The organism is Pseudidiomarina homiensis, from assembly GCF_003987225.1.
GTDB classification, from domain to species: domain Bacteria; phylum Pseudomonadota; class Gammaproteobacteria; order Enterobacterales; family Alteromonadaceae; genus Pseudidiomarina; species Pseudidiomarina homiensis.
The window spans coordinates 865,264-889,192 of the sequence record NZ_PIPX01000001.1; the positions used below are offsets into that span (position 1 = coordinate 865,264).

Annotated in this window: 22 protein-coding genes, 1 other RNA gene and 1 pseudogene; 6 read left to right on the forward strand and 18 right to left on the reverse strand. The window is 50.0% G+C overall.

Annotation, left to right across the window (positions count from 1 at the left end):
* Positions 1 to 2 precede the first annotated feature (2 nt).
* Together CWI70_RS04215 and CWI70_RS04220 are read right to left on the reverse strand one after the other, a co-directional pair.
* Complete coding sequence (locus CWI70_RS04215) at positions 3 to 1,373, reverse strand: MotA/TolQ/ExbB proton channel family protein (RefSeq protein ID WP_126770843.1); 1,371 nt, start codon at positions 1,371 to 1,373, stop codon at positions 3 to 5.
* Entirely contained in the window at positions 1,370 to 2,152 is a 783-nt protein-coding gene (locus CWI70_RS04220) for a DUF3450 domain-containing protein (RefSeq protein WP_126770845.1), read from the reverse strand. Before CWI70_RS04220 ends, CWI70_RS04215 begins: the two co-directional genes overlap by 4 nt.
* Positions 2,153 to 2,579: 427 nt before the next feature.
* Here CWI70_RS04220 and priC point away from each other — a divergent pair, with 427 nt between their 5' ends.
* Positions 2,580 to 2,882, forward strand: coding sequence for a primosomal replication protein PriC (gene priC, locus CWI70_RS04225; protein WP_126770847.1), 303 nt, complete (start codon positions 2,580 to 2,582; stop codon positions 2,880 to 2,882).
* Here priC and CWI70_RS04230 read toward each other — a convergent pair.
* The 4 genes from CWI70_RS04230 to CWI70_RS04245 all read right to left on the reverse strand — a co-directional run bounded on the left by CWI70_RS04230 (position 2,832) and on the right by CWI70_RS04245 (position 6,162).
* Positions 2,832 to 3,947: a tryptophan 2,3-dioxygenase family protein gene (locus CWI70_RS04230; protein WP_126770849.1), complete on the reverse strand. Its 1,116-nt coding sequence runs from the start codon at positions 3,945 to 3,947 to the stop codon at positions 2,832 to 2,834. The genes priC and CWI70_RS04230 overlap by 51 nt on opposite strands.
* A gap of 194 nt (positions 3,948 to 4,141) precedes the next feature.
* Positions 4,142 to 4,238: signal recognition particle sRNA small type (gene ffs / locus CWI70_RS04235), an RNA gene on the reverse strand.
* 93 nt (positions 4,239 to 4,331) lie between these two features.
* The gene (locus CWI70_RS04240) at positions 4,332 to 5,078 is read right to left on the reverse strand and encodes an enoyl-CoA hydratase (RefSeq protein ID WP_198677644.1); all 747 of its coding nucleotides are present in this window, start codon (positions 5,076 to 5,078) and stop codon (positions 4,332 to 4,334) included.
* Positions 5,071 to 6,162 (reverse strand): ketoacyl-ACP synthase III, encoded by a 1,092-nt coding sequence (locus CWI70_RS04245; protein WP_126770853.1) that lies wholly within the window; start codon positions 6,160 to 6,162, stop codon positions 5,071 to 5,073. The genes CWI70_RS04240 and CWI70_RS04245 overlap by 8 nt, the downstream gene beginning before the upstream one ends.
* 73 nt (positions 6,163 to 6,235) lie before the next feature.
* On the opposite strand from CWI70_RS04245, the gene CWI70_RS04250 reads away from it, so the two are divergent.
* Genes CWI70_RS04250 through CWI70_RS04265 form a run of 4 tightly spaced genes read left to right on the forward strand, consistent with a single transcriptional unit; the run spans position 6,236 to position 10,246 of the window.
* The gene (locus CWI70_RS04250; RefSeq protein ID WP_126770855.1) at positions 6,236 to 7,390 is read left to right on the forward strand and encodes a methyltransferase; all 1,155 of its coding nucleotides are present in this window, start codon (positions 6,236 to 6,238) and stop codon (positions 7,388 to 7,390) included.
* Between the two features lie 21 nt (positions 7,391 to 7,411).
* Positions 7,412 to 8,005, forward strand: coding sequence for a peptidylprolyl isomerase (locus CWI70_RS04255; protein ID WP_126770857.1), 594 nt, complete (start codon positions 7,412 to 7,414; stop codon positions 8,003 to 8,005).
* Positions 8,002 to 9,351: an AmpG family muropeptide MFS transporter gene (locus tag CWI70_RS04260; RefSeq protein ID WP_126770859.1), complete on the forward strand. Its 1,350-nt coding sequence runs from the start codon at positions 8,002 to 8,004 to the stop codon at positions 9,349 to 9,351. Before CWI70_RS04255 ends, CWI70_RS04260 begins: the two co-directional genes overlap by 4 nt.
* The gene (locus CWI70_RS04265; RefSeq protein ID WP_126770861.1) at positions 9,341 to 10,246 is read left to right on the forward strand and encodes a ketopantoate reductase family protein; all 906 of its coding nucleotides are present in this window, start codon (positions 9,341 to 9,343) and stop codon (positions 10,244 to 10,246) included. Before CWI70_RS04260 ends, CWI70_RS04265 begins: the two co-directional genes overlap by 11 nt.
* Here the strand turns inward: CWI70_RS04265 and ribBA are convergent.
* Genes ribBA through glyA form a run of 4 tightly spaced genes read right to left on the reverse strand, consistent with a single transcriptional unit; the run spans position 10,186 to position 14,211 of the window.
* On the reverse strand, positions 10,186 to 11,304 hold the full coding sequence (gene ribBA / locus CWI70_RS04270) for a bifunctional 3,4-dihydroxy-2-butanone-4-phosphate synthase/GTP cyclohydrolase II (RefSeq protein ID WP_126770863.1): 1,119 nt from the start codon (positions 11,302 to 11,304) through the stop codon (positions 10,186 to 10,188). The genes CWI70_RS04265 and ribBA overlap by 61 nt on opposite strands.
* Positions 11,301 to 12,446 (reverse strand): bifunctional diaminohydroxyphosphoribosylaminopyrimidine deaminase/5-amino-6-(5-phosphoribosylamino)uracil reductase RibD, encoded by a 1,146-nt coding sequence (gene ribD, locus CWI70_RS04275; protein WP_126770864.1) that lies wholly within the window; start codon positions 12,444 to 12,446, stop codon positions 11,301 to 11,303. The genes ribBA and ribD overlap by 4 nt, the downstream gene beginning before the upstream one ends.
* A gap of 14 nt (positions 12,447 to 12,460) precedes the next feature.
* A complete protein-coding gene (gene nrdR, locus CWI70_RS04280) occupies positions 12,461 to 12,910 on the reverse strand; it encodes a transcriptional regulator NrdR (RefSeq protein ID WP_126770866.1) in 450 nt (149 codons plus the stop codon).
* A 44-nt stretch (positions 12,911 to 12,954) separates the two neighbouring features.
* Positions 12,955 to 14,211, reverse strand: a complete 1,257-nt coding sequence (gene glyA / locus CWI70_RS04285) for a serine hydroxymethyltransferase (RefSeq protein ID WP_126770868.1) — start codon at positions 14,209 to 14,211, stop codon at positions 12,955 to 12,957.
* Between the two features lie 128 nt (positions 14,212 to 14,339).
* On the opposite strand from glyA, the gene ettA reads away from it, so the two are divergent.
* Positions 14,340 to 16,004 (forward strand): energy-dependent translational throttle protein EttA, encoded by a 1,665-nt coding sequence (gene ettA, locus CWI70_RS04290; RefSeq protein ID WP_126770870.1) that lies wholly within the window; start codon positions 14,340 to 14,342, stop codon positions 16,002 to 16,004.
* A 52-nt stretch (positions 16,005 to 16,056) separates the two neighbouring features.
* On the opposite strand, the gene CWI70_RS04295 is transcribed toward ettA, so the two are convergent.
* From CWI70_RS04295 to prmC, 8 genes and pseudogenes are all read right to left on the reverse strand, one after another.
* Positions 16,057 to 18,357, reverse strand: coding sequence for an acyl-CoA dehydrogenase (locus CWI70_RS04295; protein WP_126770872.1), 2,301 nt, complete (start codon positions 18,355 to 18,357; stop codon positions 16,057 to 16,059).
* An 8-nt stretch (positions 18,358 to 18,365) separates the two neighbouring features.
* Positions 18,366 to 19,013 carry a TetR family transcriptional repressor PsrA gene (gene psrA / locus CWI70_RS04300; RefSeq protein WP_126770873.1) on the reverse strand — a complete coding sequence of 216 codons (648 nt, stop codon included), beginning with the start codon at positions 19,011 to 19,013 and terminating at the stop codon, positions 18,366 to 18,368.
* Positions 19,014 to 19,105: 92 nt separating this feature from the next.
* Complete coding sequence (gene kdsA / locus CWI70_RS04305; RefSeq protein ID WP_420849351.1) at positions 19,106 to 19,942, reverse strand: 3-deoxy-8-phosphooctulonate synthase; 837 nt, start codon at positions 19,940 to 19,942, stop codon at positions 19,106 to 19,108.
* Between the two features lie 24 nt (positions 19,943 to 19,966).
* The gene (locus tag CWI70_RS04310; RefSeq protein ID WP_126770877.1) at positions 19,967 to 21,217 is read right to left on the reverse strand and encodes a DUF819 family protein; all 1,251 of its coding nucleotides are present in this window, start codon (positions 21,215 to 21,217) and stop codon (positions 19,967 to 19,969) included.
* 24 nt (positions 21,218 to 21,241) lie between these two features.
* On the reverse strand, positions 21,242 to 22,063 hold the full coding sequence (locus CWI70_RS04315; RefSeq protein ID WP_126770879.1) for a tetratricopeptide repeat protein: 822 nt from the start codon (positions 22,061 to 22,063) through the stop codon (positions 21,242 to 21,244).
* Between the two features lie 30 nt (positions 22,064 to 22,093).
* Positions 22,094 to 22,471: a SirB2 family protein gene (locus CWI70_RS04320; protein WP_258807120.1), complete on the reverse strand. Its 378-nt coding sequence runs from the start codon at positions 22,469 to 22,471 to the stop codon at positions 22,094 to 22,096.
* A gap of 92 nt (positions 22,472 to 22,563) precedes the next feature.
* Positions 22,564 to 23,070, reverse strand: a pseudogene (locus CWI70_RS04325) (response regulator); the annotation flags it as partial.
* Entirely contained in the window at positions 23,060 to 23,929 is an 870-nt protein-coding gene (gene prmC / locus CWI70_RS04330; RefSeq protein WP_126770882.1) for a peptide chain release factor N(5)-glutamine methyltransferase, read from the reverse strand. The pseudogene CWI70_RS04325 and the gene prmC, both read right to left, overlap by 11 nt.

Below are 23,929 nucleotides of genomic sequence, written 5' to 3' on the forward strand. Positions count from 1 at the left end.
GATTACTCCTTCTCCGCGTGCGCGGCTACAATACCGGCAGCTTGTTCGTCCAACGTGTGAACGATCTTCTTAGCACGACCCGCAACAACTGCGTGGATCAGAATTAATGGCAATGCAGCGATTAGACCCATAGCGGTGGTTACCAACGCCATTGAGATGTCGCCTGCCATGATTTTCGGGTCACCCGTACCGTACAAGGTAATCGATTGGAAGGTACCGATCATACCGATAACCGTACCCAATAGACCGAGTAGTGGTGCGATTGCCGCGAAAATCTTGATGATGTTAACACCAGAATCGATACGTGGCGTTTCACGCATGATGGCTTCATCAAGTTTCAGTTCAAGGTTCTCAACGTCGTCAGACTTGTTGTCATGGTAGACTTTCAAGATACGACCAAGAGAGTTCTTCTCTGAAGGATTACCTGTGTTCTTAAGCTGAGCACGGATTTTCGCGCCTTCTGAACCCAAGGTAACGATTTTCCAGATAGCAATCAGGATACCAAGGATAAGAACTACAGTGATTACATAACCAACTGTGCCACCTTGATGATACTGTTCTTCAAGCGTCGCTTTTTGCGTTGCAAGATTCAAAATCTGGCCACGAGCAGGGTCAATATAAACGCCTTCGTAACCTGATTCAGTGCTCAAGAACGAATCAGCTGCTGAAAGAATGTAGCCTTCTGGCTGCTTACCTAACGGCTGGATTTCTTCAGCTTGGTCGTTGTAGACGAAGTATTCGCCGTCAGACAACAAGTTGAAAACACCGATACGCGTTACGTCACGTTGTTCAGTAGAACCGTCCAACAAAGTAACTTCAGCAGGGAAAGTCACAACTTTGCCCGACTCTTTCATTTCGGTTAACCATGCCAACCAAAGCTCTTCAAGCTCTTCAATGGTTGGAACTTCACGTGCTTCAGCAATACTTTCCAAGATGTCTTCACGACCTGGGTACTGTGAGCTCACGATTGAAGTCGCGATACGACCGATGGTTTCGCTGGCTGCACCACGTGCAACACCGACGATCTCACCCAAAGTACCGAGTTGGTTTTGCAGTTCAGTTTCTTTGTTCGCTAAAGCGATTTCGTTCTCAGAAAACTCAGTCTGTAAACGCTCACCACGTGCGCGTTCATCAGCCAACTGCTTCTTCGCACGATTCAACAAGGCTTGCTTGTCGGCGCGGTCAGAAGTGAACTCAGCTTCACGTTCAGCATTAATACGCTGAGAAGCTGCGCGGTTTTCTTTTACCAACTCGAGCAATTGCTCAAGTGATTTTGCGTTGGATACTTCTTGCTCTTGTGCGTATGCAGAGCTCGCACCCATGGTTAGAGAGAATGCTGTAGCTACCAGCAAAGATTTCACTAGTTTGTTCATTCTGCACGCTCCGCTGCATAGATTGGCAATTTAAGAAGATCTGGTGCGCTTTGCTTACGCGCCATACGGATGGCTTTCGTTAAAGGAGCTAGGTAGGCGTCGTCAAGGACTTCCCACTGACCAGCTTCTTGGTTATAAATCCAACCGTTTTTCAGATCCAGCGATTGCGCCATCAGCGCAGAACGACCAAGGTGGAAGAAGTCAACAGAGATTTCTTCGCCTTCAAAGTTCAATTTACCTTCATAGGCAATCAAACCAGAACCGTAGTCCATTTCAGCTTGATAAGCTTCAGTGATCTGACGGAATTGCTCAGACGTGGTTACGTTTGAGTTTTCCATCACGTCACGTAGACGCTCAACACGCTCTAAACGACGGTCGCGGTGGATAGGAATATCCAGCTTAACAAACTGCTCCAAAGCGTCGATCATCTTGTACATCAAAGGAACAACACCTTGTTTGGTGTCTTCGATGCCGTCGATCTGACGCTGTAGAGAAGCCAGTTGCGCGTTCTGGTCATCAACCAAACGTTGTACGTGATCGTTGTAGACTTTCAGCTGTTCATACTGGTCTACAATGCCACGGTATTCGTACAGCAATTCATTTGACTGCTCGAACAACGAATTGATTTTTTCTTGTGAACGTACATCAGCTTGATGCGTTTTTGCGCCTTCGCTTTGCAGCGTAGGTACTGATTGTGCAGCAGCGGTAGCGCTGCCTGCCATTGCAAGCGCACCAACAAGGGCCGCTGCAACTTTGCTTTTATTGATTACTTTGGTCATAGTTCCCAACCAATTTGATTTAACTTTCTGCTGACAACAATTAGAGCCGTCAACTTCCCAGTTATTTGAGTGACGAAAAGAGTTTAATCAACACTTGCAGCTATTGCTCACGATATTGAGAGCAATAATCTGCTCAATACTCCCACGATCTGACAAACCCTGTCAACCTGTGAAATGAGATTATTCCTAGCCTAAAGCTGCATAAAGATGCAATTACAGGTTCTTAACAAAACGTCAATTTTGCCCTTCTGAGTTTCCCTCTGAGTATAGCCATTTTTCTCTAACTTTGACGGATTTTGACAAGGAAAGTTCAGCCCGCAACTGCGCCGGTAACAGGTGCATTTCTTAAAGAGTTATCTTGCCTTGCACTTGCCGTGCGAACGCACGCTGGGGTACTCTGACAAACACACTCTGATAGGAATAGTTAATGCCAACTGAAAGCACGGTATATCAAAGACTCCAGCACCAGATCGCACACTTGCGTCAACAGATCTTGGCATTACGTGTTAGCGAGGAACAATTTCAAGATTGGTTCGATGCGCAGCTTTTTAAAACCACGCATAGCGCACCGGAACATTACTGTGATGAGTTAGCGACGAACGTACGCCAACTGGAACGCAGTCAAAGTGCGGACCAACAGCAATGGTTGGCCCTGCGCGTTGAGCAACAAATGCTGGCCTTAAGCCGCGCCGTCGCCTTTTTCCAAAGCCGACAACGACGAAAACCCTAGCGCTGCTTTTACCCGCTCTGGTAGTTCTGGCAACGCACTTTTCGGTAATAGATAGGTCGACATTGCAAAGAAATCTTTGAAAACTCGGTTTTGTTCTGTGGTACGGCGTAAATAGTCATGCCCTGAGCTACCGCCAGTACCTATCTTAGTACCCAGCATCCGCTGCACCATCATTGCGTGTTTGTAGCGCCATATGGTGAGCTTTTCATCCACTTCAGCGAGCGAGGTAATCACTTGCCACGCTAAATTAAATGCCGGCTCCTCGCGATACTGCGTAATAAACAGTGCGCTAAGCATAGCTCGTTGCGATAAACGCACTGCGTCGCTTTCTTGCAACACTTTATAACGTTCGTTATCAAACAGCGCCGCAAAATTGTCTCGGTTCGCCTGAATTCCAGCCAGTTCAGTATGCAACTGTTCCTCATCAGCAGCATTTTCACGAATGATGGTTTCATCATGATCAAGCGCATCGTTCACCGCCGCTTGATACATATCCCAAAATTTGAAGTCCTTAAATTCAAGAAAAGGCATGCGCGCCAACCAATCATCAACGCAATCAAACAGCGTTGGCTGCTGTTCAAGTTCTTCTAGGTAGTTGCGATCCTGCTCATTCAAACGGTTGTAAAAGGATTGCTGATCAAAAGCAATACGCGTTTTTCGCGTCAGCCCTAAACGAATTTCAAGTTCCTTGAACTGAATACTCTGGAAACCGGATGCTGGAACTAAATAGTCGCGAAACTCTAAAAATTCCTGCGGCGTCATCGTTTCGATCACCGCAACCTGATCATTCATTAAATCTTGAATGGTCAGTACTCGGCGCAAACGATGTGCTACTAGATACAGTGCTTTATCGTCGAGCTGAGGCTTACTGAAGTCGGCGTGAATTGCACGTAATTCGTGCAGTACTTGTTTAAACCAAAGCTCATAGACTTGGTGCACAATAATAAATAGCATTTCGTCATGAGCTTCAGCGCCATATTTGGGGCTATGGGGTTGTTGTGCAGAAAGTAAGGTATCGAGTTTCAGGTAGTCGCTGTAATACACAGCATCTTTATTCTTAGGCATGGTTCAGCTCTTCGTGATTCGTCCGCTGCGCTGTTCGTTTTTCGTACGCTGCGCTATTCGAAAAAATAAAAATGATTAGACCGCAAAGCTGAAGCTGATGCAATGCCCCGAAAAGCGAAGCGGACGAACAACGAAGTGTACGAAGAGCGAAGCGGACGAATAACGCTTTTGGAGTTTTGAAGGGAGGGTGGCGGCCCTGCCAGCCACACCCCGGCACCCACATCCCTGACTACGGCTGCTCCCTTCCGGGCCTGACCGGGTTCACCAGTTCGTGTTGCGGGGGGACCAACAGGGCCACCATAACGGCGCGCATTATCCATGATCCGTAAGCGCCCCGCAAGTAAAGTGGGTGCGCTTGCTTAGAAAACAACCGTTTTACGGAAATTATTTTTTCTTGTGTAGTCGTTGGGCAATAGCTTCGCGGGCAGCGTCCGAATGCAAGGCTTTAATAAACACCTGTGCTTCACGTGAAATTCGGTCGGCGACGGCTTCCGTCGGCTGTTTCATCAGGTTTTTGGTTGCTCGGAGGCCGCTTACGGGTTTACTCGCAAGCTGTCCAGCAAGCGCTTCCGTGGTCGCTGCTAATTCATCTTTCGCGACGACTTTATTCAAAAGACCATAGGTCAGCGCAGTAGTGGCATCAATGGTATCGCCAAGTAGCAATAGTTCTGCAGCACGCAAATGTCCACACAGTAACGGAAGTAACTGACTCGATGCCGCTTCCGGCACCAAACCAAGATGAATAAACGGTAACGCAAACTGCGCATCATCACTGGCTAGCACTAAATCACAATGCAGCAGAATCGTTGTACCGATACCAATAGCCACACCTTCTACACTGGCAATCACTGGCACACTTAAGCGGCTAAGGGTGAACAGAAATTCAAACGGTGGCGAGTTTTCATCAAGCTCGTCAGCGGCTAAAAAATCATGCAAGTCATTACCAGCGGAGAAGTTGCCACCGGCACCTTGCAGAACCACGGCAGCAACTTTACCATCGCGCTCGGCATGTTCCAGTGCGGCACTTAGATCCAAGTACATTTGCTGAGTTAATGCATTTTTCTTCTCTGGACGATTTAAGGTGATCCAGACAATGCCGTCACGTTGCGCAACTTGGATGTGTTCACTCATGCTCACGGCGCTCCCATGCGGCTTTGGTTTTTTGGTGCATTGGCAGAATCAAGTCAAGCGCGGTTTGGCCGTCGCTTGGCAGTTGTTCATCGTTCGGCTGTAACGGCGTCACGCGCTGGCCCCATTTGATGATGCCAGCGCCACAGGTGAGTCCGCCACCAAAAACCGCAGAGACAATGGTATCGCCCGGCTTAACAATGCCCTGCTCGACTGCTTCACAGAATGCAATAGGCAAGGTTGCCGACGAGGTGTTGCCATATTTTTGAATGTTAATAACGGTTTTTTCTTCCGGTACCTTACACATTTTAGCAAGGTAATCGATGAGACGTTTATTCGCTTGGTGCGGTATTAATGAATCGATATCGGCTGTGGTCAATCCCGTCTCGGCAAATACTTTTTCAACGGCGAGATTCATGCCTTTTACGGCACGTTTGAAAATCTCTTGGCCGACAAAATTGAAGGGCATGATGCCATCGAAACCAAAACGGTCGAAACTCATCCCAAATTCCAATGCAAGAACGTCGCGAGCATCGGCGTCACAGGTGACATGTGAAGCGAGTAAGCCACACTCTTCGTCCGACGCTTCGAGGACCATAGCCCCGGCGCCATCACCGAACAATACAGCACTCTCTCGTTTGGTCCAGTCGAGAATACGGGTTAAACGTTCAGCGCCAATAATAAGTACTTTCTTGTGCACACCTGTGCGAATCGCTTGGGTTGCGTAGTGCATACCATACAAAAAGCTACTGCAGGCGGCATTCAGATCGAACGCTGCCGCATATTTGGCACCCAAGTCACGTTGCACTGCGGAGGCTACATTAGGAATAATTTCGTCAGGCGTGCAGGTACCCACCAAAATAAGATCGAGGTCATTCGCGTCAAGCCCTGCCGCAGCCAGCGCATTGCGCCCTGCGACCGTCGCCAACTTAGACGTTCCTACCGAGCTAACTCGACGTTCTTCTATCCCTGTACGGGTGCGAATCCATTCATCCGACGTATCCAAGAATGTCGCCAAGTCATCATTCGTCATGACCGCAGGCGGCAAACATTTACCCCAACCTGTAATTTCTGCGTATTTTTTCACTGTTTAAAACCTATAGTCACTGCACGTTTTTCGCTATCATAGCACGAATGTTAATAAGAGAAATGTCCGACCAATGGCAAAATCAACAACCCCTACCAGTGCGCCCTCGCTCTTAGTAAGTCCTGCGGGACGTTGTCAGTTAAAACGCTACCCGCTGCGCACCAACGACCCTTTACAAGCATGGGACGCGGCGGATGAGCTATTGCACCAACACATAGCCGCAGACGTTACTGCTCTGGAAGCGACCCATCAACCATTAGTACTTAACGACCAATGGGGCGCCCTGCTTTTACCTTTCGCGCACTGTCAGGTCACAACGGTCAACGACTCCTTCGTCAGCCAGCAGGGTCAACTTGCAAATTTAGCCTTAAATCAGTTGTCGACCGAGCTAACGCAGCTTGACCCATTGGCAACATTGCCGCAAGCAACTGAGAGTGTTTGGCTCAAGATACCGAAGAGTCAAAGCCTACTGGAATTCCAACTCGCCAAGTTAAGTAGTGAATTGCAACCGGGTACACCGTTGCGCGCAGCGGCAAAGAGTAAACTGTTCACACCAGCAGTTCGCGAGCTCTTTGCAAAGTACTGCGATGAGATCGACATCTCGTTGATCCAACGTAAATGCCGTGTACTCACAGCTCGGGTGCGATCGGTACCGCTTAACACCGAGCACTTTATGAGCAAATGGCAGCTTACCGAGCATAACCTTACGCTGCATCATCATGTTGGCGTGTTTGCCCGCAATCAACTCGATATTGGCGCACGATTATTACTTGATAACCTGCCCGAACCAGGTGCATCAGAGGTCATTGATCTCGGTTGTGGCAACGGTGTTTTAGGCCTTGTTTATGCGCAGAGCTCACCGAGTAGCGCAGTGACCTGGGTCGACGAGTCCCATTTAGCGGTAGCTTCCTGTCGCCTCAACATCGAACAGAATCTCGCTACCACTCCAAGTTATCGTGCCGTTACTGATGATTGTTTAAGCCAATTCACCAGCCACAGTGTTGACCTTGTTTTATGCAACCCTCCGTTTCATCAAGAGCATGCCATCACGGAGCATATTGCTCGGCAAATGTTCCGTGATGCCAAACGCGTACTGCGTAAAGGCGGCGAAATGCGACTGGTAGCGAACCGTCATCTACCGTATTATCACCCTTTAAAACGCCTCTTTAAACAAGTGAAGCAGGTTGCTAGTAACGCCAAATTTGTGGTGTATAGCTGTCTGACGTAAAACCCGAGCAAAAGGTAAATTATGAAAGCGTTGTTTAGCGCCCTACTGTTGTTGGTTGCCAACCTAACCGCAAGTGCGGTTGCACACGCCGATGTGCAGCCCGATAACCCGTTCCCACGAGTGAAGCTGGTGACGAGTCACGGCGATATTATCGTTGAATTGAATCGTCACCGAGCACCACTGACGGTCGAAAACTTCCTTAAGTATGTTGATATCGGTAGTTATAACGGCACTATTTTTCACCGTATCGTGCCTGGTTTTGTCGTACAGGGTGGCGCCTATGATAAAGAGCTGGTCGCCAAGAAAACCGGTTCACCGATTCCTAATGAATCGGGCAACGGCTTAAAAAATAAGTATGCCACCATCGCCATGGCGCGCGAAAATGATCCGCATACAGCAACCCGCCAGTTTTTCTTTAACGTCGCTGACAATCCATCGCTCGATCCTGAGGACGGCTGGGGCTACGCGGTATTTGGCACCATTGCTGAAGGCTATGAAGTGCTCGACAAACTTGCTGAAGTCGAATCCATGCCGTTTCACGCCGAAACCGGTTGGCGTGACTTTCCAGCCGAGCCACCGGTGCTGATTCGTGCCGAAGTAATGCCGCAACAATGAGTTCAACTGACACCCAACAACCATGGTACAAAGACTTCCGTGTCTACCTAGAGCCGCGCATTTGGGTCATTTTCTTATTTGGCATCATGAGTGGCTTTCCCTGGGTCTTGATTGGTTCCATGCTTTCCGCATGGTTACAAGAAGCAGGCGTGTCACGCAGTGAGATTGGTTTGTTCGGCATGGTTTTTGTGGCCTATTCGGTCAATGCGCTATGGTCTCCCCTTGTCGACCGCGTCAAGCTGCCGCTGTTGCAGCCGTGGCTTGGCCAGCGACGCAGTTGGTTAGCACTCTGTTTAGTCATTCTGATTGCAGCAACGCTTAGCCTAAGTGGCCTCAATCTTGCGCAAAATGCCTTTTGGGTAGCGGCCGGCGCATTAGCGATTGCGGTAGCCTCAGCAACGCAGGATATTGCCATCGACGCGTTTCGCATCGAGACGTTTAGTCAAGACGAAAGTCATCTGCAGTCTGCCGGCGCAGCAATGGCGACTGCGGGCTGGTGGACCGGCTACAGTGGCCTTGGAGCACTGCCGTTTTTCTTGGTCGATGGCACCGCGTGGGACTGGCAAGCAGCTTACAAAATCATGGCAGGCGTTCTCGCCGTACAACTTATCATTGTCCTGGCCGTACGCGAATCAACGCGCTATCGAGCGCAATTGAAACCCTTCACACGCTGGCAGGATTGGTTTCGCACAACCTTAGTTGATCCCATCGCTGAATTTTTTAAACGCGCCGGCTGGCGTCTTGCTGTCGCAATCTTAAGCTTTATCTTCTTATTTAAAATCGGCGAAGCCTTTTTAGGCCGTATGAGTATCGTCTTTTACAAAGAAGTCGGCTTTACCAATGACGACATCGCGGTCTATTCGAAAATGGTGACGTGGTGGGTGACTATCGTTTTTGCCATCATCGGCAGTATGGTCAACGTGCGCTTAGGGACCATGCGCGGACTATTTATTGGCGGCATCGCCATGGCGGCCAGTAACCTGATGTTCGCTTGGATCGCTGTGGTGGGTCCCGACACAAATTTGTTGCTCGCGGCAGTCATCATTGATGGCTTTACCGGTGCGTGGTCGACGGTGGCCTTCGTCGCGTTCATTAGCCTGCTCTGTAACCGTGCGTTTACCGCAACACAGTATGCACTTTTAGCATCACTGGGTAATTTAGGTCGCACACTCTTATCGTCCTACAGTGGGTTTGTCGTCGATTGGCTCAACGGTGATTGGTCGTTGTTTTTCATCCTAACCGCCGTCATGGTCACTCCAGGATTATTGTTATTAATCGTGCTGCGTAAAGCGTTGCATAGGATCCAAGCACCAAGCGCTGACACGGAGTTGGCTCGTGACAAGTAAGTTACCGTGGTGTGTTATCGGCCAAGGTGCATTAGGCAGTCTTATGGCCGTCCACCTTGCGCAACAGAACGAACAGGTGCAACTCAAGCTCCGGCGCACAGGTTCTACCGAAATTCGTTTCGACGGGCAGACATTTCGCTTCCAGAGCAATGTTCAACTGTTGCAGCCGAGCCTTATTTTCGCCGCTGTGAAAGCCTATCAAGTCGTCCCGCTCATCGAAGAGCTGCGCCGCTATGAAGCCTTTGCGGAGTCAACGTTAATCCTCAGTTACAACGGTATGTTGGCCAACGAAGAAGAATGGCTACGCCCGCAAGACTGGCATTGGGTAACAACCCACGGGGCCTATCGTGACGGCGCTGAGGTGGTTCACGGCGGTCATGGCCAAAGCTGGCTAGGGACAATGACTGGAACTGCAGAAAAACCGGAGTTCTTTACCGCTTTAGCGCGCGCACTACCGCCCTTGCATTGGCAAGCAGATCTGCGCGTGCGACGTTGGCAAAAACTCGCCATCAATTGCCTTATTAATCCGTACACGGTGCTTCACCGTTGCCGCAACGGCGAACTTCCTCAACACGTTGCCCCCGCAGAATGGCGATCAGTGGCCGAAGAAATTGTCCGTTTGGCTGCCTACCAGGGGGTGACTTTAGCTACCGATGACTTGCTGACACAGGCGCAACAGGTAGTTGAGCAAACCGCCCGCAACCGCTCATCAATGCTGCAAGACTACTTGCATCAACGACCGATGGAAATTGCCTATTTGAATGGTTTTGTCGCTGCGGCAAGCGCCGCAGCGGGCTGGATAGCGCCAACAAATCAACGCTTAAGCGAACAAGTTCAATCGTTATCTTCGATGAAGTCGACGACTTCTAAGCCAAACCCAGATAACGCCGAGTAACGTTTAGGCGAACTCATCAAATGCATCTTGTGCACGCCAAGGTCGGCAAGAATCTGCGAACCAATACCCACGTTACGTGACGCGTTCGACGCCGCTGCACTTGGTTTTTTCTCGCCACGATCTTCGGCAGCAAAACTTTGCACTTGCTCTAGAATATCGTCGGTCGTTTGCGTCCGCCCAATCACCACGAGCACGCCACCATTACTACCGATGTAATCCATCGCATGACCTAACGGCCAACTGCGTTGACTAGCACGATCGGTTGAAAATAAGTCGTTAAAGGTGTCTTGCAAGTGCACACGAACATTGACGGGCGCATCTTCGTTAATCTCACCATGAATAAGCGCATAATGAACTTGTTTATCAATGGTATCTTGGAAGGTGATCAACTCAAATTCGCCGTAACGCGTCGGCAAACGACACTGTGCCTTGCGTTCTACCGTTTTCTCGGTGAGCGAGCGGTACTCGATCAAATCAGCGATGGTGCCGATTTTAAGGTCGTGCTCAGCAGCAAATTTTTCCAAATCTGGACGGCGCGCCATGGTGCCATCTTCATTCAGCACTTCGACGATGACAGCCGCTGGTTCAAAGCCGGCTAAGCGGGCTAAATCACAACCTGCTTCAGTATGACCAGCACGGTTCAACACGCCACCCTCTTTGGCCTTTAACGGAAAAATGTGCCCCGGCATAACCAAGTCATCTGGTTTGGCGTCTTTCGCTACCGCAGCTTGCACCGTCCGCGCACGATCAGCGGCAGAAATGCCGGTGGTCACCCCTTCGGCGGCTTCGATGGATACGGTAAAATTCGTCGCATAAGGAGCATTGTTCTGATTCACCATCAACGGTAAACGTAACTGCGCACAACGCTCTTCAGTGAGCGTTAAACAGATCAGGCCACGGCCGTAACGCGCCATAAAGTTAATCGCTTCTGGCGTAATGCAGTCAGCGGCAATGATCAGATCACCTTCATTTTCGCGATCTTCATCGTCCATCAAAATAACCATTTTGCCTTGGCGAATATCTTCAATTATTTCAGCCGCACTGTGTAGTTGACTCACGACGTTAATTCTCCTCTGCTTACTCCGCCGCTATGCAGCGGACGAGCAATAATACGTAGATCGGTGCCAACTGGAGTGACACTCTCGTAAACTAATTCCGGCGCCTGTTCAACGCGCTCAAATAGCGGCAGTTGCAACAGCCCTCGGCTGTCAGAACCGAACAATTTCGGCGCCATATAAATAACAAATTCATCCACGAGCTCAGCAGCCACTAAAGCGCCTGCTAGCTCTGCACCGCACTCGGTCCAGACATCATTGATGTGCAATTCCGCTAGCTTGTCGAATAGACTGCGTAACGGTAACCGACCAGCACTTGCCGGTAAGGCAAGCGTGCTTACATGCGCGGGCCACTGGTGTTCATTTGTTGATGCGTCCTGTGCGGCATCAATGACCCGTAGCACCGGACTATCAATCGCATAAAAATTAGCGTTTGGTGGCAACTGTGCCTGACGATCAAGCACAACTCGCAAAGGTTGATGTTGCACCTCAGGGTGACGCGCGGTCATTTGCGCTTGGTCCATCATTACGGTACGTGCGCTGGTTAAGATCGCACCGGCTTGGGCGCGGTAACGATGCACGTCATGACGAGCTTCTGAACCAGTAATCCATTGGCTTTGGCCATTCGCAAGAGCGGTGCGGCCATCAAGCGTCATGGCCATTTTCAGACGTAACCAAGGCCGTTGGCGCTCCATACGAGAAATAAAACCGCGGTTTAGCCGTCGTGCGGCATCTTCGAGTACGCCCACAACAACTTCAATACCGGCGTCACGCAGGCGCGCAATCCCCTGTCCGGCCACCAATGGATTTGGATCTTGCATAGCGACCACCACCCGTGTCACTTGCGCCTTAATCAAAGCATCTGCACAGGGTGGGGTGCGGCCATGATGGCTGCACGGCTCGAGGGTTACATACGCCGTTGCTCCAACGGCTTGCGCTGCTGCCTCACGCAACGCATGAACTTCGGCATGAGGCTCACCTGAGCGTTCATGCCAACCGCGCCCGACTACACGCCCGCGGTGCTCAATAACACAACCGACAAGGGGGTTTGGCGCCGCACTAAAAGCACCGCGTGCAGCTAGCTCCAAAGCCTGCTGCATGTAGTGTGCGTCTGCTTGTAAGGTTGGCTCGTTAAGCTGGGCCATGTGTGGCTCCTCGCTTAGTCGTTGAGACGGGCGATTTCTTCACCAAATTCACGAATATCGTCAAACGCACGATAAACGGACGCAAAGCGAATATAAGCGACTTTATCGAGGGCTTTTAAGTTATCCATGACTAAACCGCCGATCACTTGGCTGGTGATTTCGCGTTCACCCGTCGCACGTAACGCCGACTTCACGTTCTGAATGGCTTGCTCCATGGCCTCTAGGCTCACAGGGCGCTTTTCAAGCGCGCGCAATAAACCAGCCCGCAACTTGTCTTCATTAAAAGGTTCACGCGAGCCATCGGACTTAATTACCCGCGGCATAATCAGTTCTGCGGTCTCAAAGGTCGTAAAACGCTCTTTACAGTCAGTACACTCACGACGACGGCGCACGGAAGCACCGTCCGCAACCAATCGAGAGTCGATAACTTTAGTGTCTTGAGTACCGCAAAACGGACAATGCATAACTTTTCCTTTGGGCTACTTTTCCTTTGGGCTAGTAAAGCGAATTAGCCATACACTGGAAAACGCTTGCACAGCGCTTTCACATCTTCACGCACGCGCGCGATGGTTTCTTCGTTACCGATATCATCAAGCACGTCGCACATCCAGTTAGCGACTTGCTCAGCTTCAGCAACCTTAAAGCCGCGACGCGTTATCGCCGGCGTTCCTAGGCGTAATCCCGAGGTGACAAAAGGTGAACGTGGATCGTTCGGCACCGAGTTTTTGTTCACGGTGATGTAAGCACGGCCCAAGGCGGCGTCAGCATCTTTACCCGTGATATCTTTATCGATTAAATCAACCAAGAACAAGTGGTTTTGTGTGCCACCCGAAACGATTTTGTAGCCACGCTGCTGCATCACTTTCACCATCGCGTTCGCATTATCAAGAACCTGCTGCTGATAAGCTTTGAATTCCGGTTCCATCGCTTCTTTAAACGCTACCGCTTTAGCGGCAATCACGTGACACAGAGGACCACCTTGGCTGCCAGGGAACACTCCACTGTTTAATTTTTTGTGCAGTGCTTCATCATCTTTACCTGACAAAATCAAACCGCTACGTGGTCCGGCAAGTGTTTTATGCGTTGTAGTGGTCACCACGTCAGCATGTGGAATCGGGCTTGGATACAGGCCAGCCGCAACTAAACCTGCAACGTGCGCCATGTCCACTAGCAAATAAGCGCCAACTTCGTCGGCGATTTCACGGAATTTCGCCCAGTCAACGATGCCTGAATAAGCTGAGAAACCTGCGACGATTAACTTAGGTTTGTGCTCAAGCGCTAATTCACGCACTTCGGCGTAGTCGATTTCACCGGTACTTTCATCAAGACCGTACTGCACAGCTTTGTATAACTTCCCTGAAAAGTTGACGCCTGAACCGTGGGTCAAGTGCCCTCCATGGGCCAAGCTCATACCTAATACCGTGTCACCCGCTTCCAACAAAGCCAAGAAAACTGCCGAGTTTGCTTGCGAACCAGCATGGGGTTGGACGTTTGCGTATTTAGCGCCAAACAATTGCTTGGCACGCTCGATAGCCAAGTCTTCAACCACGTCGACATATTCACAACCGCCATAGTAACGCTTGTGTGGATAGCCTTCGGCATATTTATTGGTCAGTTGCGAGCCCTGCGCTTGCAACACACGTGGACTGGTGTAGTTTTCCGAGGCGATAAGTTCAATGTGTTGCTCTTGGCGCTCAACTTCGCCAGTCATCGCTTGCCAAAGATCGGCATCATAATCGGCAATGTTCATGCTGTTTTTTAACATCGGGGCTCCTGACTTCTAACGGGACAACATTTGTGGCGGTAGTTTACCAATATACTTGGGTTCACGCCAACTTAAGGGTTAAAATAGCGACCATTGTCTTAGCCTTAAAAAAAGGAACCGTTGCTGTTATGGCACAATATATCTATTCCATGTCGCGGGTAAGTAAAGTGGTCCCGCCGAAAAAGACCATTTTGAAAGACATCTCCTTGTCATTTTTCCCAGGTGCTAAAATTGGCGTTTTGGGTTTAAACGGCGCAGGTAAGTCGACCCTACTTCGCATCATGGCGGGCATCGATAAAGAAATCGATGGTGAAGCACGACCGTTAGCAGGTATTGAAATTGGCTACCTGCCGCAAGAACCGCAACTCGACGAAACTAAAACCGTGCGCGAAACCGTTGAAGAAGCGGTTGCCGAAGTTAAAGACGCATTAGCTGAAATCGACCAGGTGTACGCTGCCTATGCAGACGAAAATGCCGACTTTGATGCTCTAGCGAAACGCCAAGGTGAGCTTGAAGCTATTATCCAAGCCAAAGACGGCCATAACCTTGAAAACATCCTCGAGCGCGCCGCTGACTCACTGCGTTTACCGCCGTGGGATGCCAAAATTGCGGTACTTTCGGGTGGTGAACGCCGCCGTGTCGCTATCTGCCGTTTATTGCTGAGCAAACCAGACATGTTGCTGCTCGACGAACCGACCAACCACTTGGACGCTGAGTCAGTAGCCTGGCTCGAACGCTTCTTGCATGACTACGACGGTACCGTCGTGGCCATCACCCACGACCGTTACTTCCTCGATAACGTCGCTGGTTGGATCCTTGAGCTTGACCGTGGTTACGGCATTCCATGGGAAGGCAACTACTCCTCTTGGCTAGAGCAGAAAGAGAAGCGCCTCGAGCAAGAAGAAAAAGCCGAAAAAGCCCGCCAAAAGAGCATCAAGCAAGAGCTCGAATGGGTACGCCAGAATCCTAAAGGCCGCCAAGCGAAGAGCAAGGCACGTATGTCGCGCTTTGAAGAGCTGCAAAGTGGTGATTACCAGAAGCGTAATGAGACCAACGAACTCTTTATTCCACCGGGTCCACGCTTGGGTGACAAGGTTGTGGAAGTGCACGACTTGAAAAAATCCTATGACGATCGCGTGCTGATTGACGGCTTAAGCTTCAGCATTCCGAAAGGTGCGATTGTCGGTATCATCGGCCCTAACGGTGCGGGTAAATCGACCCTATTCCGCATGCTAACGGGCAAAGAGCAACCGGACGCCGGCACCATTGAACTTGGCGACACCGTCCAGTTGGCCAGCGTTGACCAGTTCCGTGATGACATGGACGACAGCAACACGGTGTGGCAAGAAATCTCTGACGGGCAAGACGTGCTGCGCATCGGTACTTTCGAGATCAACAGTCGTGCCTACGTTGGCCGCTTTAATTTCCGAGGTAATGACCAGCAAAAACGTATCGGCGAGTTGTCCGGTGGTGAACGCAACCGAGTACACTTAGCTAAACTGCTCAAAGCTGGTGGTAACCTGTTGTTGCTCGATGAGCCAACCAACGACCTTGACGTCGAAACCCTGCGGGCGCTCGAAGAAGCCTTGTTGGAGTTCCCAGGCTCAGCCATGGTTATTTCGCACGACCGTTGGTTCCTCGACCGTGTGGCGACACACATCTTGGATTACCGTGATGAAGGCCAAGTGAATTTCTATGAAGGTAACTACACTGACTACGAAGCTTACATGAAGCAAACCCACGGCGAGCAAGCGATGGAACCACACCGCATGCGCTATAAGCCGATTGGTTAAGAACTCTTTATTGAGCTAGTACGTCACACTAAACGTTCGCCTTCTCCACTGATTAGGCGAACGTTTTCTTTTCTAACGTCCCTGGCGCAAACTGATCCACGGCGATTGCCGTTAAACGCAACTGTTCAATTTTTTTCAAGCTCTTCGCTTCGTCTGCGGTGATTAAATCCGCTTTACGAGCAGCTTTGACCAATTCGTCGCCCGCCAAGTCAGGTGGGATCTCACCACGTTTTTCGGCTTTCTGTAGACGTTTATAGAGTGCTTCATGCTCCTTCATGCCAACGAACGCCAGCTCCATGTGACCGGTCATATCTTTCGGGTCATCTTTCCAATAGCACAAGAAGGTGTGCCGATCACGCGTCACTCCTGGCACCATCATATCGTCGGCAATGTCTTGCAAGAGTTCATCATTAGGCGCTTCGTAGTGAATACCCAACGGGAAAATTGCCAAGCGCAACGTCCAGGCGATAAAACGATTTGGAAAGTTTGCAAGAAAACCACGAAAAGCCTCGCCAATCTCGTACAAGTGACGTTGCACTGCATAGTCCACGTAGGCCATGTCGCCATTTTGACGACCATCATCTTCGTAACGTTTGAGCACTGCGGAAGCCATGTAAAGATGACTAAGTACGTCACCTAAACGCGCCGATAGCATCTCTTTGCGTTTAAGGTCACCACCTAAAATCAACATCGCAACGTCTGCGGTTAAGGCCAGCGCCCGGCTCATACGGGTAAGATGTTGATAATAACGGGCTGTGGGACCACTAATTGGGCTGGCGTTGAAGCGCGCACCGGTGAACCCCATCCACAAACTGCCAAAAAAGTTGCTGGCAGCAAAGCCGATATGCTTAATCAACAGCTCGTCAAAATCACGTAAACCTTGCTCTTCGTCGGGGTTTGCCGCAGCGTCCATCTCTTTCAGTACGTAAGGGTGGCACCGTGTTGCCCCCTGTCCGAAAATCATCAAGTTGCGGGTAAGAATATTGGCACCCTCAACAGTGATCGATACAGGGGTTGCCATGTAGCCATGACCGAGATAGTTTTTCGGTCCTAACTGGATACCTTTACCGGCGTGTATATCCATCGCATCTTCCATCACCTGACGGCCCATTTCCGTCATGTGGTATTTGGTCATCGCGGTAATCACCGATGGGCTCTTACCTTCACATAAGGCAGCAACGGTTAAGCGCCGCATGGATTCAATGCTGTAGTTGAAACCACCAATCCGCCCCAACGCTTCTTGCACCCCCTCAAATTTACCAATCGGCAAACCGAACTGTTGGCGCACGTAAGCATAGGCTCCGGTCATTCGTTGTGCGACATGCCCCGTCGCAGTGGCTAACGCAGGTAATGAAATCCCTCGCCCCGCCGACAAACATTCCATCAGCATACGCCAGCCCTTGCCAGCGTATTCTTGACCACCGATGATCCAATCCAACGGGATAAAGACGTCCTTACCGTAGGTAGTACCATTCATAAAGGCTTGATTCAACGGGAAATGACGCTCACCGGTTTCCACCCCAGGGTGGTTCGTAGGAATCAGCGCACAGGTAATACCGATGTCTTCTTTATCACCCAACAAGCCCTCTGGATCGTAGAGTTTGAAGGCCAAACCCAATACCGTAGCGACCGGTGCAAGAGTGATGTAACGCTTATCCCAATTCAGGCGGATACCGACCACTTCTTTGCCGTCATGCTCGCCTTTGCAAATAATTCCAGTGTCAGGAATCGCGCCCGCATCCGAACCGGCTTCGGGTGCAGTTAAAGCAAAACAGGGAATATCGGTACCATCCGCAAGTCGCGGCAACCAATAATTTTTTTGTTCGTCAGTACCGTAATGGCTCAACAGCTCGCCTGGCCCCAATGAGTTCGGCACCATAACCGTCACCGCTGCGCTGATAGATCGGGTCGCAATGCGGGAGACGATGTACGAGTTTGCGGCAGGCGAAAAATCTAAACCACCGAACTCTTTGCCAATGATCATCGCAAAAAACTTCTCTTTGCGAATGTAATCCCAAACTTGTTTCGGTAGGTCACGATCTTGCTGCACGATCTGGAAGTCGTCGAGCATGGCCAACAGTTTTTCCAGTTGATGATCAATAAAGGCCTGTTCTTCTTCAGTAAACTGGGGTGGCTTGTGTTGATGGAAACGATGCCAATCAGGACGGCCACTAAAAAGTTCAGCATCCCACCAGACATCACCGGCGGTCATAGCTTCACGTTCGGTATTCGACAACGGCGGGAGCACACGCTTAAAAAAGCCAAACATTGGACGACTAATCAAACTCCGCCGAATTTCTTTCACCGCAAACAACAACACAGCGGCGACAATCAGTAGAATGAGGATTTCCATAGCTTTCTTTACTCCACAGTTGAAGAATGACTTGCTGCGTCTAGGCCGCCGGCAAGAAATGGAATGAGTCGGTCGATCACTTGATCGGCAGCCACTGCTTCACCAAAGTCTGCGGCGGCTATTTCTCGCAACGCTGGCCCCGAAACTTGCGCAAACACGGTAGCCCCTAAGACGAAGTGTAGTCGCCAAAACATGTCGACCGGACTGAGTTGCGGATTCGCTTGATGCAAAGTATCAAGCAGTAACGCCATGACTTCGCCAAAGTGTTCCATGGTATAGCGACGCAGATGACCCTGTATTTCAGCATAGGCGAAACCCAGCAAACTGAGAAATAAAGTCGGGCCGTGTTTTCGCACTTGCTTTAACTCAGCGAGCGGTTCGCGGAAGCAATCGAAGACATCACGGGTGGAAAAATTACCACGCGCATTCAGCACAGTGAGCTGTTCAGCAAGCTTAGGCATGAAGACTTCAAGGTAACGCGCCATTACCGCTTGAATGAGCGCCTTTTTGGAGCCGAAATGATAATTGACTGAAGCCAAATTAACGTTGGCTTCAGTGGTAATTTGCCGCAAAGAGGTTTGCTCAAAGCCTTGTTCTGCAAACAAAGCTTCAGCAGCATTAAGAATTTTTTCTTGGGTTGTGATGCGCTTGGCCATCTTCACCACCGTTTGGAACATCCATTTTAAACATGCGTTTTAATTTAAAGCATGTTGCGCATGGGTGCAAGGTGGTAAATCAGCCTTTCAACCTAAACGTTCGAGGTATCCAACGGGGCGAAACCTTTCACGAGGTTATCCACGGCCTGCATTTGTTGTAAGTACGGCTCTAGCTTACTCAGCGGTAGTGCACATGGGCCATCGCACTTCGCTTGATCAGGATCAGGATGCGCTTCGATAAACAATCCAGCCAGCCCTAATGCCATACCTGAGCGCGCCAGCACTGCGGCCTGCGCTCGACGACCATCGGCGGAGTCAGCGCGACCACCTGGACGTTGCAATGCGTGTGTCGCATCGAACATGACAGGAGCCATTTGCCGCATTTCGTCCATACCGAGCATATCAACGACAAGGTTGTTATAGCCAAAACAGCTGCCACGTTCGCATAAAATCACTTTATGATTATCCGCTTCGGCAAATTTCTTCAGAATATGACGCATTTCATGAGGCGCTAAGAACTGCGGTTTTTTCACGTTTATGACCGCACCCGTTTTTGCCATAGCAACAACCAAGTCGGTTTGCCGCGCCAAAAACGCCGGTAATTGCAGGATGTCAGCCACTTCTGCCACAGGTGCCGCTTGATGGGGTTCGTGCACGTCGGTGATCACCGGAACATTGAACGTACGCTTGATTTCCGCAAAGATCTCGAGCCCTTTATCAAGTCCCGGACCACGGTACGAATGAATCGATGAACGGTTCGCTTTGTCAAACGACGCTTTAAAGACGTAAGGAATTCCCAAACGTTGGGTGACTTCAACATAGTGCTCAGCTACGCGCATCGCCATGTCACGTGATTCGAGCACATTCATGCCGCCAAATAATACGAACGGCAAGTGGTTCCCCACTTGCACGTCACCGACTTTGATCACTTCAGTATTAAACACGTCGTATCCTTAACCAGCTGCGATTACGCGTAGAATTTGTCCACAAATATAGGCCATGTAAGTACCTAATGCATAACCAAGAACCGCTAATAGTACACCTACTGGTGCCAATGACGGATGGAATGCTGAGGCCACGACAGGTGCCGACGCGGCCCCACCGACGTTGGCTTGGCTACCTACGGCCATGTAAAACACTGGTGCTTTCAGAAGACGCGCGACAAGCAACATCAAACCAGCGTGAATAAGCATCCAAATGCCGCCAATTAAGAAGTACTTCGGCACTTCCATAATTGCGCTCACATCCATATGCAAACCAATGGTCGCAACGAGGATATAAACAAACAACGAACCAATTTTGGATGCACCGACGCCCTCAAGTTTACGCGCCTTAGTAAACGACAGCGCCACACCCAAGGTCGTCGCAATGACGATCAACCAGAAGAACTTTTTATCTAAGCTAAAGTCCTTTAATACCGGCATGTTGTCAGCGATGTAAGGCGCGATAAAATCAGCACCTAAGTGGCCAAGACCCGCCACACCAAAACCGACAGCTAAGATGAACACCAAATCAGGTAGTTTGGCTTCGCGACGGTGCTCGGCCTCATATTTCTCGACGCGTTCTTTAATCGCTTCAATACCGCTGGTGTCAGCACCAATACGCGCATCAATTTTTTTACTGTTTGCTGCCATGTAGAGCAACACAGCCATCCACAGGTTTGCGACAATAATGTCGACGGTAACCATGGCTGAGAAAATTTCTCCACCGACTTCGTAAACTTCCTTCATCGCGGCTTGGTTTGCACCGCCACCGATCCAGCTACCAGCGATAGTGGTCATCCCGCGCCATACCGCATCAGGGCCAGCACCACCAAGCATCTCCGGGAAAATCGCCGACACGATCAGCAATGCGATCGGTCCGCCAATGACAATACCGACAGTACCCGTAAGGAAGAGAATCAAGAGTTTCGGGCCAAGGCGAAATATTGCCTTTAAATCTAAACTTAAGGTCAATAACACCAAACAGGTCGGTAGTAAGTAGTCCATCACCAACGGGTAAATGGCGGTCTCACTACCGTTTACGATGCCGAACGTATTCAGCAACGATGGCACAAAGTAACAAAGCAACAGAGCTGGCACCCACTGATAAAACTTCTGCCAGAATGAACTCGTACTCTGTTGGGTATAAAAAATGGCACCAAGAATTACGGCCAATAAGCCGAAAATAATACCATCATTCGTAATCAAGGGAGCAGCTTCCACGTTCACCTCTTATCGTTATTATAATTAATGCAAAACGGTTTGCGGGGTTGTCCAATTCTCTAACTGTAAGCGCAATAACTGGGCGCTTGGATCATCAGGGCATTGTTCGACAAAATACTGATAATCGTCAACCGCTACGTGATTGCAGTCCAGTTCTTCCAAAATATAGCCGCGGTCACGTATCTCGTAAGGATCGTCGGGCAAAATAGTGAGTAACATATGCACAGTGGTCAGCGCATCGGCAAAGCGCCGATCGCTAATAAACGCATGCTTAAGCTCACTCAAATAACGCACTAAAATATGCTTTTGCTCGGCCGCTTCGAGTTTGTCCCAGCTAAAGTCTTCGCTACCTTCGGTAGCATCTTCAAAGCGCTCCTGCACCTGCTCGCCTAACAGCAGGTCACCGCTACTTGGATCAACAAAGTAGCTATGCTGATCGTGGTCAAAGCGCAATAATGGGTAGTCTGGAAAGTCAATCAGCTCAAGCTCTAGACCAAAATAATTCGCAGCTTCTTGTAAGAGCAGCGCCAAACTAAAGGGTTCGCCGGTGCGCAGGCGAATAGCCCGATCGACCAACACCCGTTTATTGGTTAGCAGCTGTTCAGGCGCCTTGCTGAAGCCGAGCTGCCAGTAAAATACGCGGCAGAGTTCCCGCAGGAGCTCCACGCCATCTAGCTCCGTCAACTCTGAGTGCTCTTTTAAGCCACTCAGCTGCTGGTAAAATGAGCTGACATAATGATCGCTATCCGCATGAAAAACGCGACTCACCTCCCAAAGAATTTCAATGGTCGGTAACAGTTCATGTTCAACATGTTCTAAGTACGAAAACCGCATAGTACTTTGCATAGCATCCTTTATTCAGAGTTAGCCCAAAAATCAACCAATCAACGCTTGCTTACTGAAGGCCACATGGAACAGAAAACCAATCCAGCCCAACGCGACAATGAAACCACCGAAGCGCAATGCTGTGGTTTGTGCTTTCATCGCCACTAAACCAAACGCAATGTAACCCACTAAACCAAGTAATTTATTACCTAACCATGAGGTTTCCCATGGCCATTGGCCCCAATGCAACAACATACCGACGATCGTCAACAATAAGAAGGTATCAATCACATGGGGAACAACTTTAACCCACTTCTGTTGTGCGACCTTGGCATCAATGCTGCGCCAAAAAAAGCGAAGCACAAATAATAACACACTTATGGCCACGAACGTGACATGGAGATGTTTTAACGCGATGTATGGGATCACTTTGAGTCCTCTTGTTCTAATTGTTGTTGCACCGCGGCAGCGGCGGCTGGATAGTCGCTCGTGAGTAATTCGACGATGCGTTTAAGACGGTTTTCCAATTGCTGACGTTGCTGCTCCACCTGCATAATATCGCGATATGAACGCAAGGCGGACATCACACTCGTAAACAGTTTTTGTGACGTTAGCTCGGTCTTCGCTTTGTAGTCATTAATATCATAATTGAGCACCACCGCACGTTCAGGAGCTTGACCAGGTTGCCCCGTGCGCAGGATGATCCGTGCTTGTTGATTGCCTTTGTGCTGGCGAATGTAATTTGCCACCTGCAGACCGGCATCATCCGTTTCCATGACGACGTCCAACAAAACCAGCGCCAAATCCTCATGGGCATCAATTTGTGCCTTAGCTTCCGCTATAGAGTGAGCGCTGAGAAACTCCAGTCCCGCGCCTTCAAAGGTCACGTCCATCAGTGCTAATCGGGTCACCGCATGAACTTCTTTCTCGTCATCAACGATCAAAATTTTCCATTTCGGTCGCTGCGGGGTCGCCTCTGATGTTTTCTTTTCCGGTTGTTCATGGGCAAATAAGAATTCATTCGACATCCGTCTCGCTCCCTTTATCTGATTCCCATTGGCCAAAGGTTATGCGCTCCAGATTAGCATAATCGCGTTGACTTTGTACCTGCCCATAACCCGCCTCATGCAGCGCTAAACGACATCGCTCCGCCTGTTGCCAACCATGTTCCAAGACCAGCCAGCCGTTTGCGTTCAGGTAGCTCCGGGCGGTTGTTATGATTGTTGCTAAATCAGCAAAACCGCTCGCTCCAGCCACTAAAGCAGAGTGTGGTTCAAAACGTACATCGCCTTGTTGTAAATGCGGATCGCGAGCATCAATGTACGGCGGATTGCTTACAATTAAGTCAAAGCGCTGGTCGGCAATGTTACGAAACCAATCACTTTGTTGCACTTCAACAGCAAGTCCTAGGCGCGCGGCGTTCGCTTGTGCCAGCTTTACGGCATCGATAGTTTTATCTACCGCCACAACTTGCCACCGCGGTCGCTCACTTTTCAGCGCCAGCGCAATGGCTCCGGTGCCCGTACCAAGGTCAAGCACGCGCGCTTGCGCCGGCAAGGATAATTGCAGTGCTTGTTCAACCAAGCACTCCGTATCCGGCCGCGGGATCAACGTGCTCGCATTCACCTGTAAAGGCAACGACCAGAATTCTCGTTCGCCGAGCAGGTGCGCGACTGGTAATCCGGTCGCCCGCTGTTGCAATAGCCCTTCAGCGCTCTTTAGTTGCTGCTCATCGAGGACTTTATCAGGCCAAGTATGCAAATAAGTGCGTGAACACGACAGCACATGCGCAAGTAGCACTTCGGCGTCCAATTGCGGCGTTGCACTTGCCGCTTGGCTTGCCTCGATACATGTTCGCGCATGGCGCAACCAAGCCTGAATTTGCAC

Excerpts from the sequence above, each read along its gene's own strand:
- CWI70_RS04215 (WP_126770843.1), bottom strand. The coding sequence starts at position 1,373 with ATGAACAAACTAGTGAAATCTTTGCTGGTAGCTACAGCATTCTCTCTA.
- CWI70_RS04220 (WP_126770845.1), bottom strand. The coding sequence starts at position 2,152 with ATGACCAAAGTAATCAATAAAAGCAAAGTTGCAGCGGCCCTTGTTGGT.
- priC (WP_126770847.1), top strand. The coding sequence starts at position 2,580 with ATGCCAACTGAAAGCACGGTATATCAAAGACTCCAGCACCAGATCGCA.
- CWI70_RS04230 (WP_126770849.1), bottom strand. The coding sequence starts at position 3,947 with ATGCCTAAGAATAAAGATGCTGTGTATTACAGCGACTACCTGAAACTC.
- CWI70_RS04240 (WP_198677644.1), bottom strand. The coding sequence starts at position 5,078 with ATGAGTGAACACATCCAAGTTGCGCAACGTGACGGCATTGTCTGGATC.
- CWI70_RS04250 (WP_126770855.1), top strand. The coding sequence starts at position 6,236 with ATGGCAAAATCAACAACCCCTACCAGTGCGCCCTCGCTCTTAGTAAGT.
- CWI70_RS04255 (WP_126770857.1), top strand. The coding sequence starts at position 7,412 with ATGAAAGCGTTGTTTAGCGCCCTACTGTTGTTGGTTGCCAACCTAACC.
- CWI70_RS04260 (WP_126770859.1), top strand. The coding sequence starts at position 8,002 with ATGAGTTCAACTGACACCCAACAACCATGGTACAAAGACTTCCGTGTC.
- ribD (WP_126770864.1), bottom strand. The coding sequence starts at position 12,446 with ATGGCCCAGCTTAACGAGCCAACCTTACAAGCAGACGCACACTACATG.
- nrdR (WP_126770866.1), bottom strand. The coding sequence starts at position 12,910 with ATGCATTGTCCGTTTTGCGGTACTCAAGACACTAAAGTTATCGACTCT.
- glyA (WP_126770868.1), bottom strand. The coding sequence starts at position 14,211 with ATGTTAAAAAACAGCATGAACATTGCCGATTATGATGCCGATCTTTGG.
- ettA (WP_126770870.1), top strand. The coding sequence starts at position 14,340 with ATGGCACAATATATCTATTCCATGTCGCGGGTAAGTAAAGTGGTCCCG.
- CWI70_RS04295 (WP_126770872.1), bottom strand. The coding sequence starts at position 18,357 with ATGGAAATCCTCATTCTACTGATTGTCGCCGCTGTGTTGTTGTTTGCG.
- psrA (WP_126770873.1), bottom strand. The coding sequence starts at position 19,013 with ATGGCCAAGCGCATCACAACCCAAGAAAAAATTCTTAATGCTGCTGAA.
- CWI70_RS04315 (WP_126770879.1), bottom strand. The coding sequence starts at position 22,063 with ATGCAAAGTACTATGCGGTTTTCGTACTTAGAACATGTTGAACATGAA.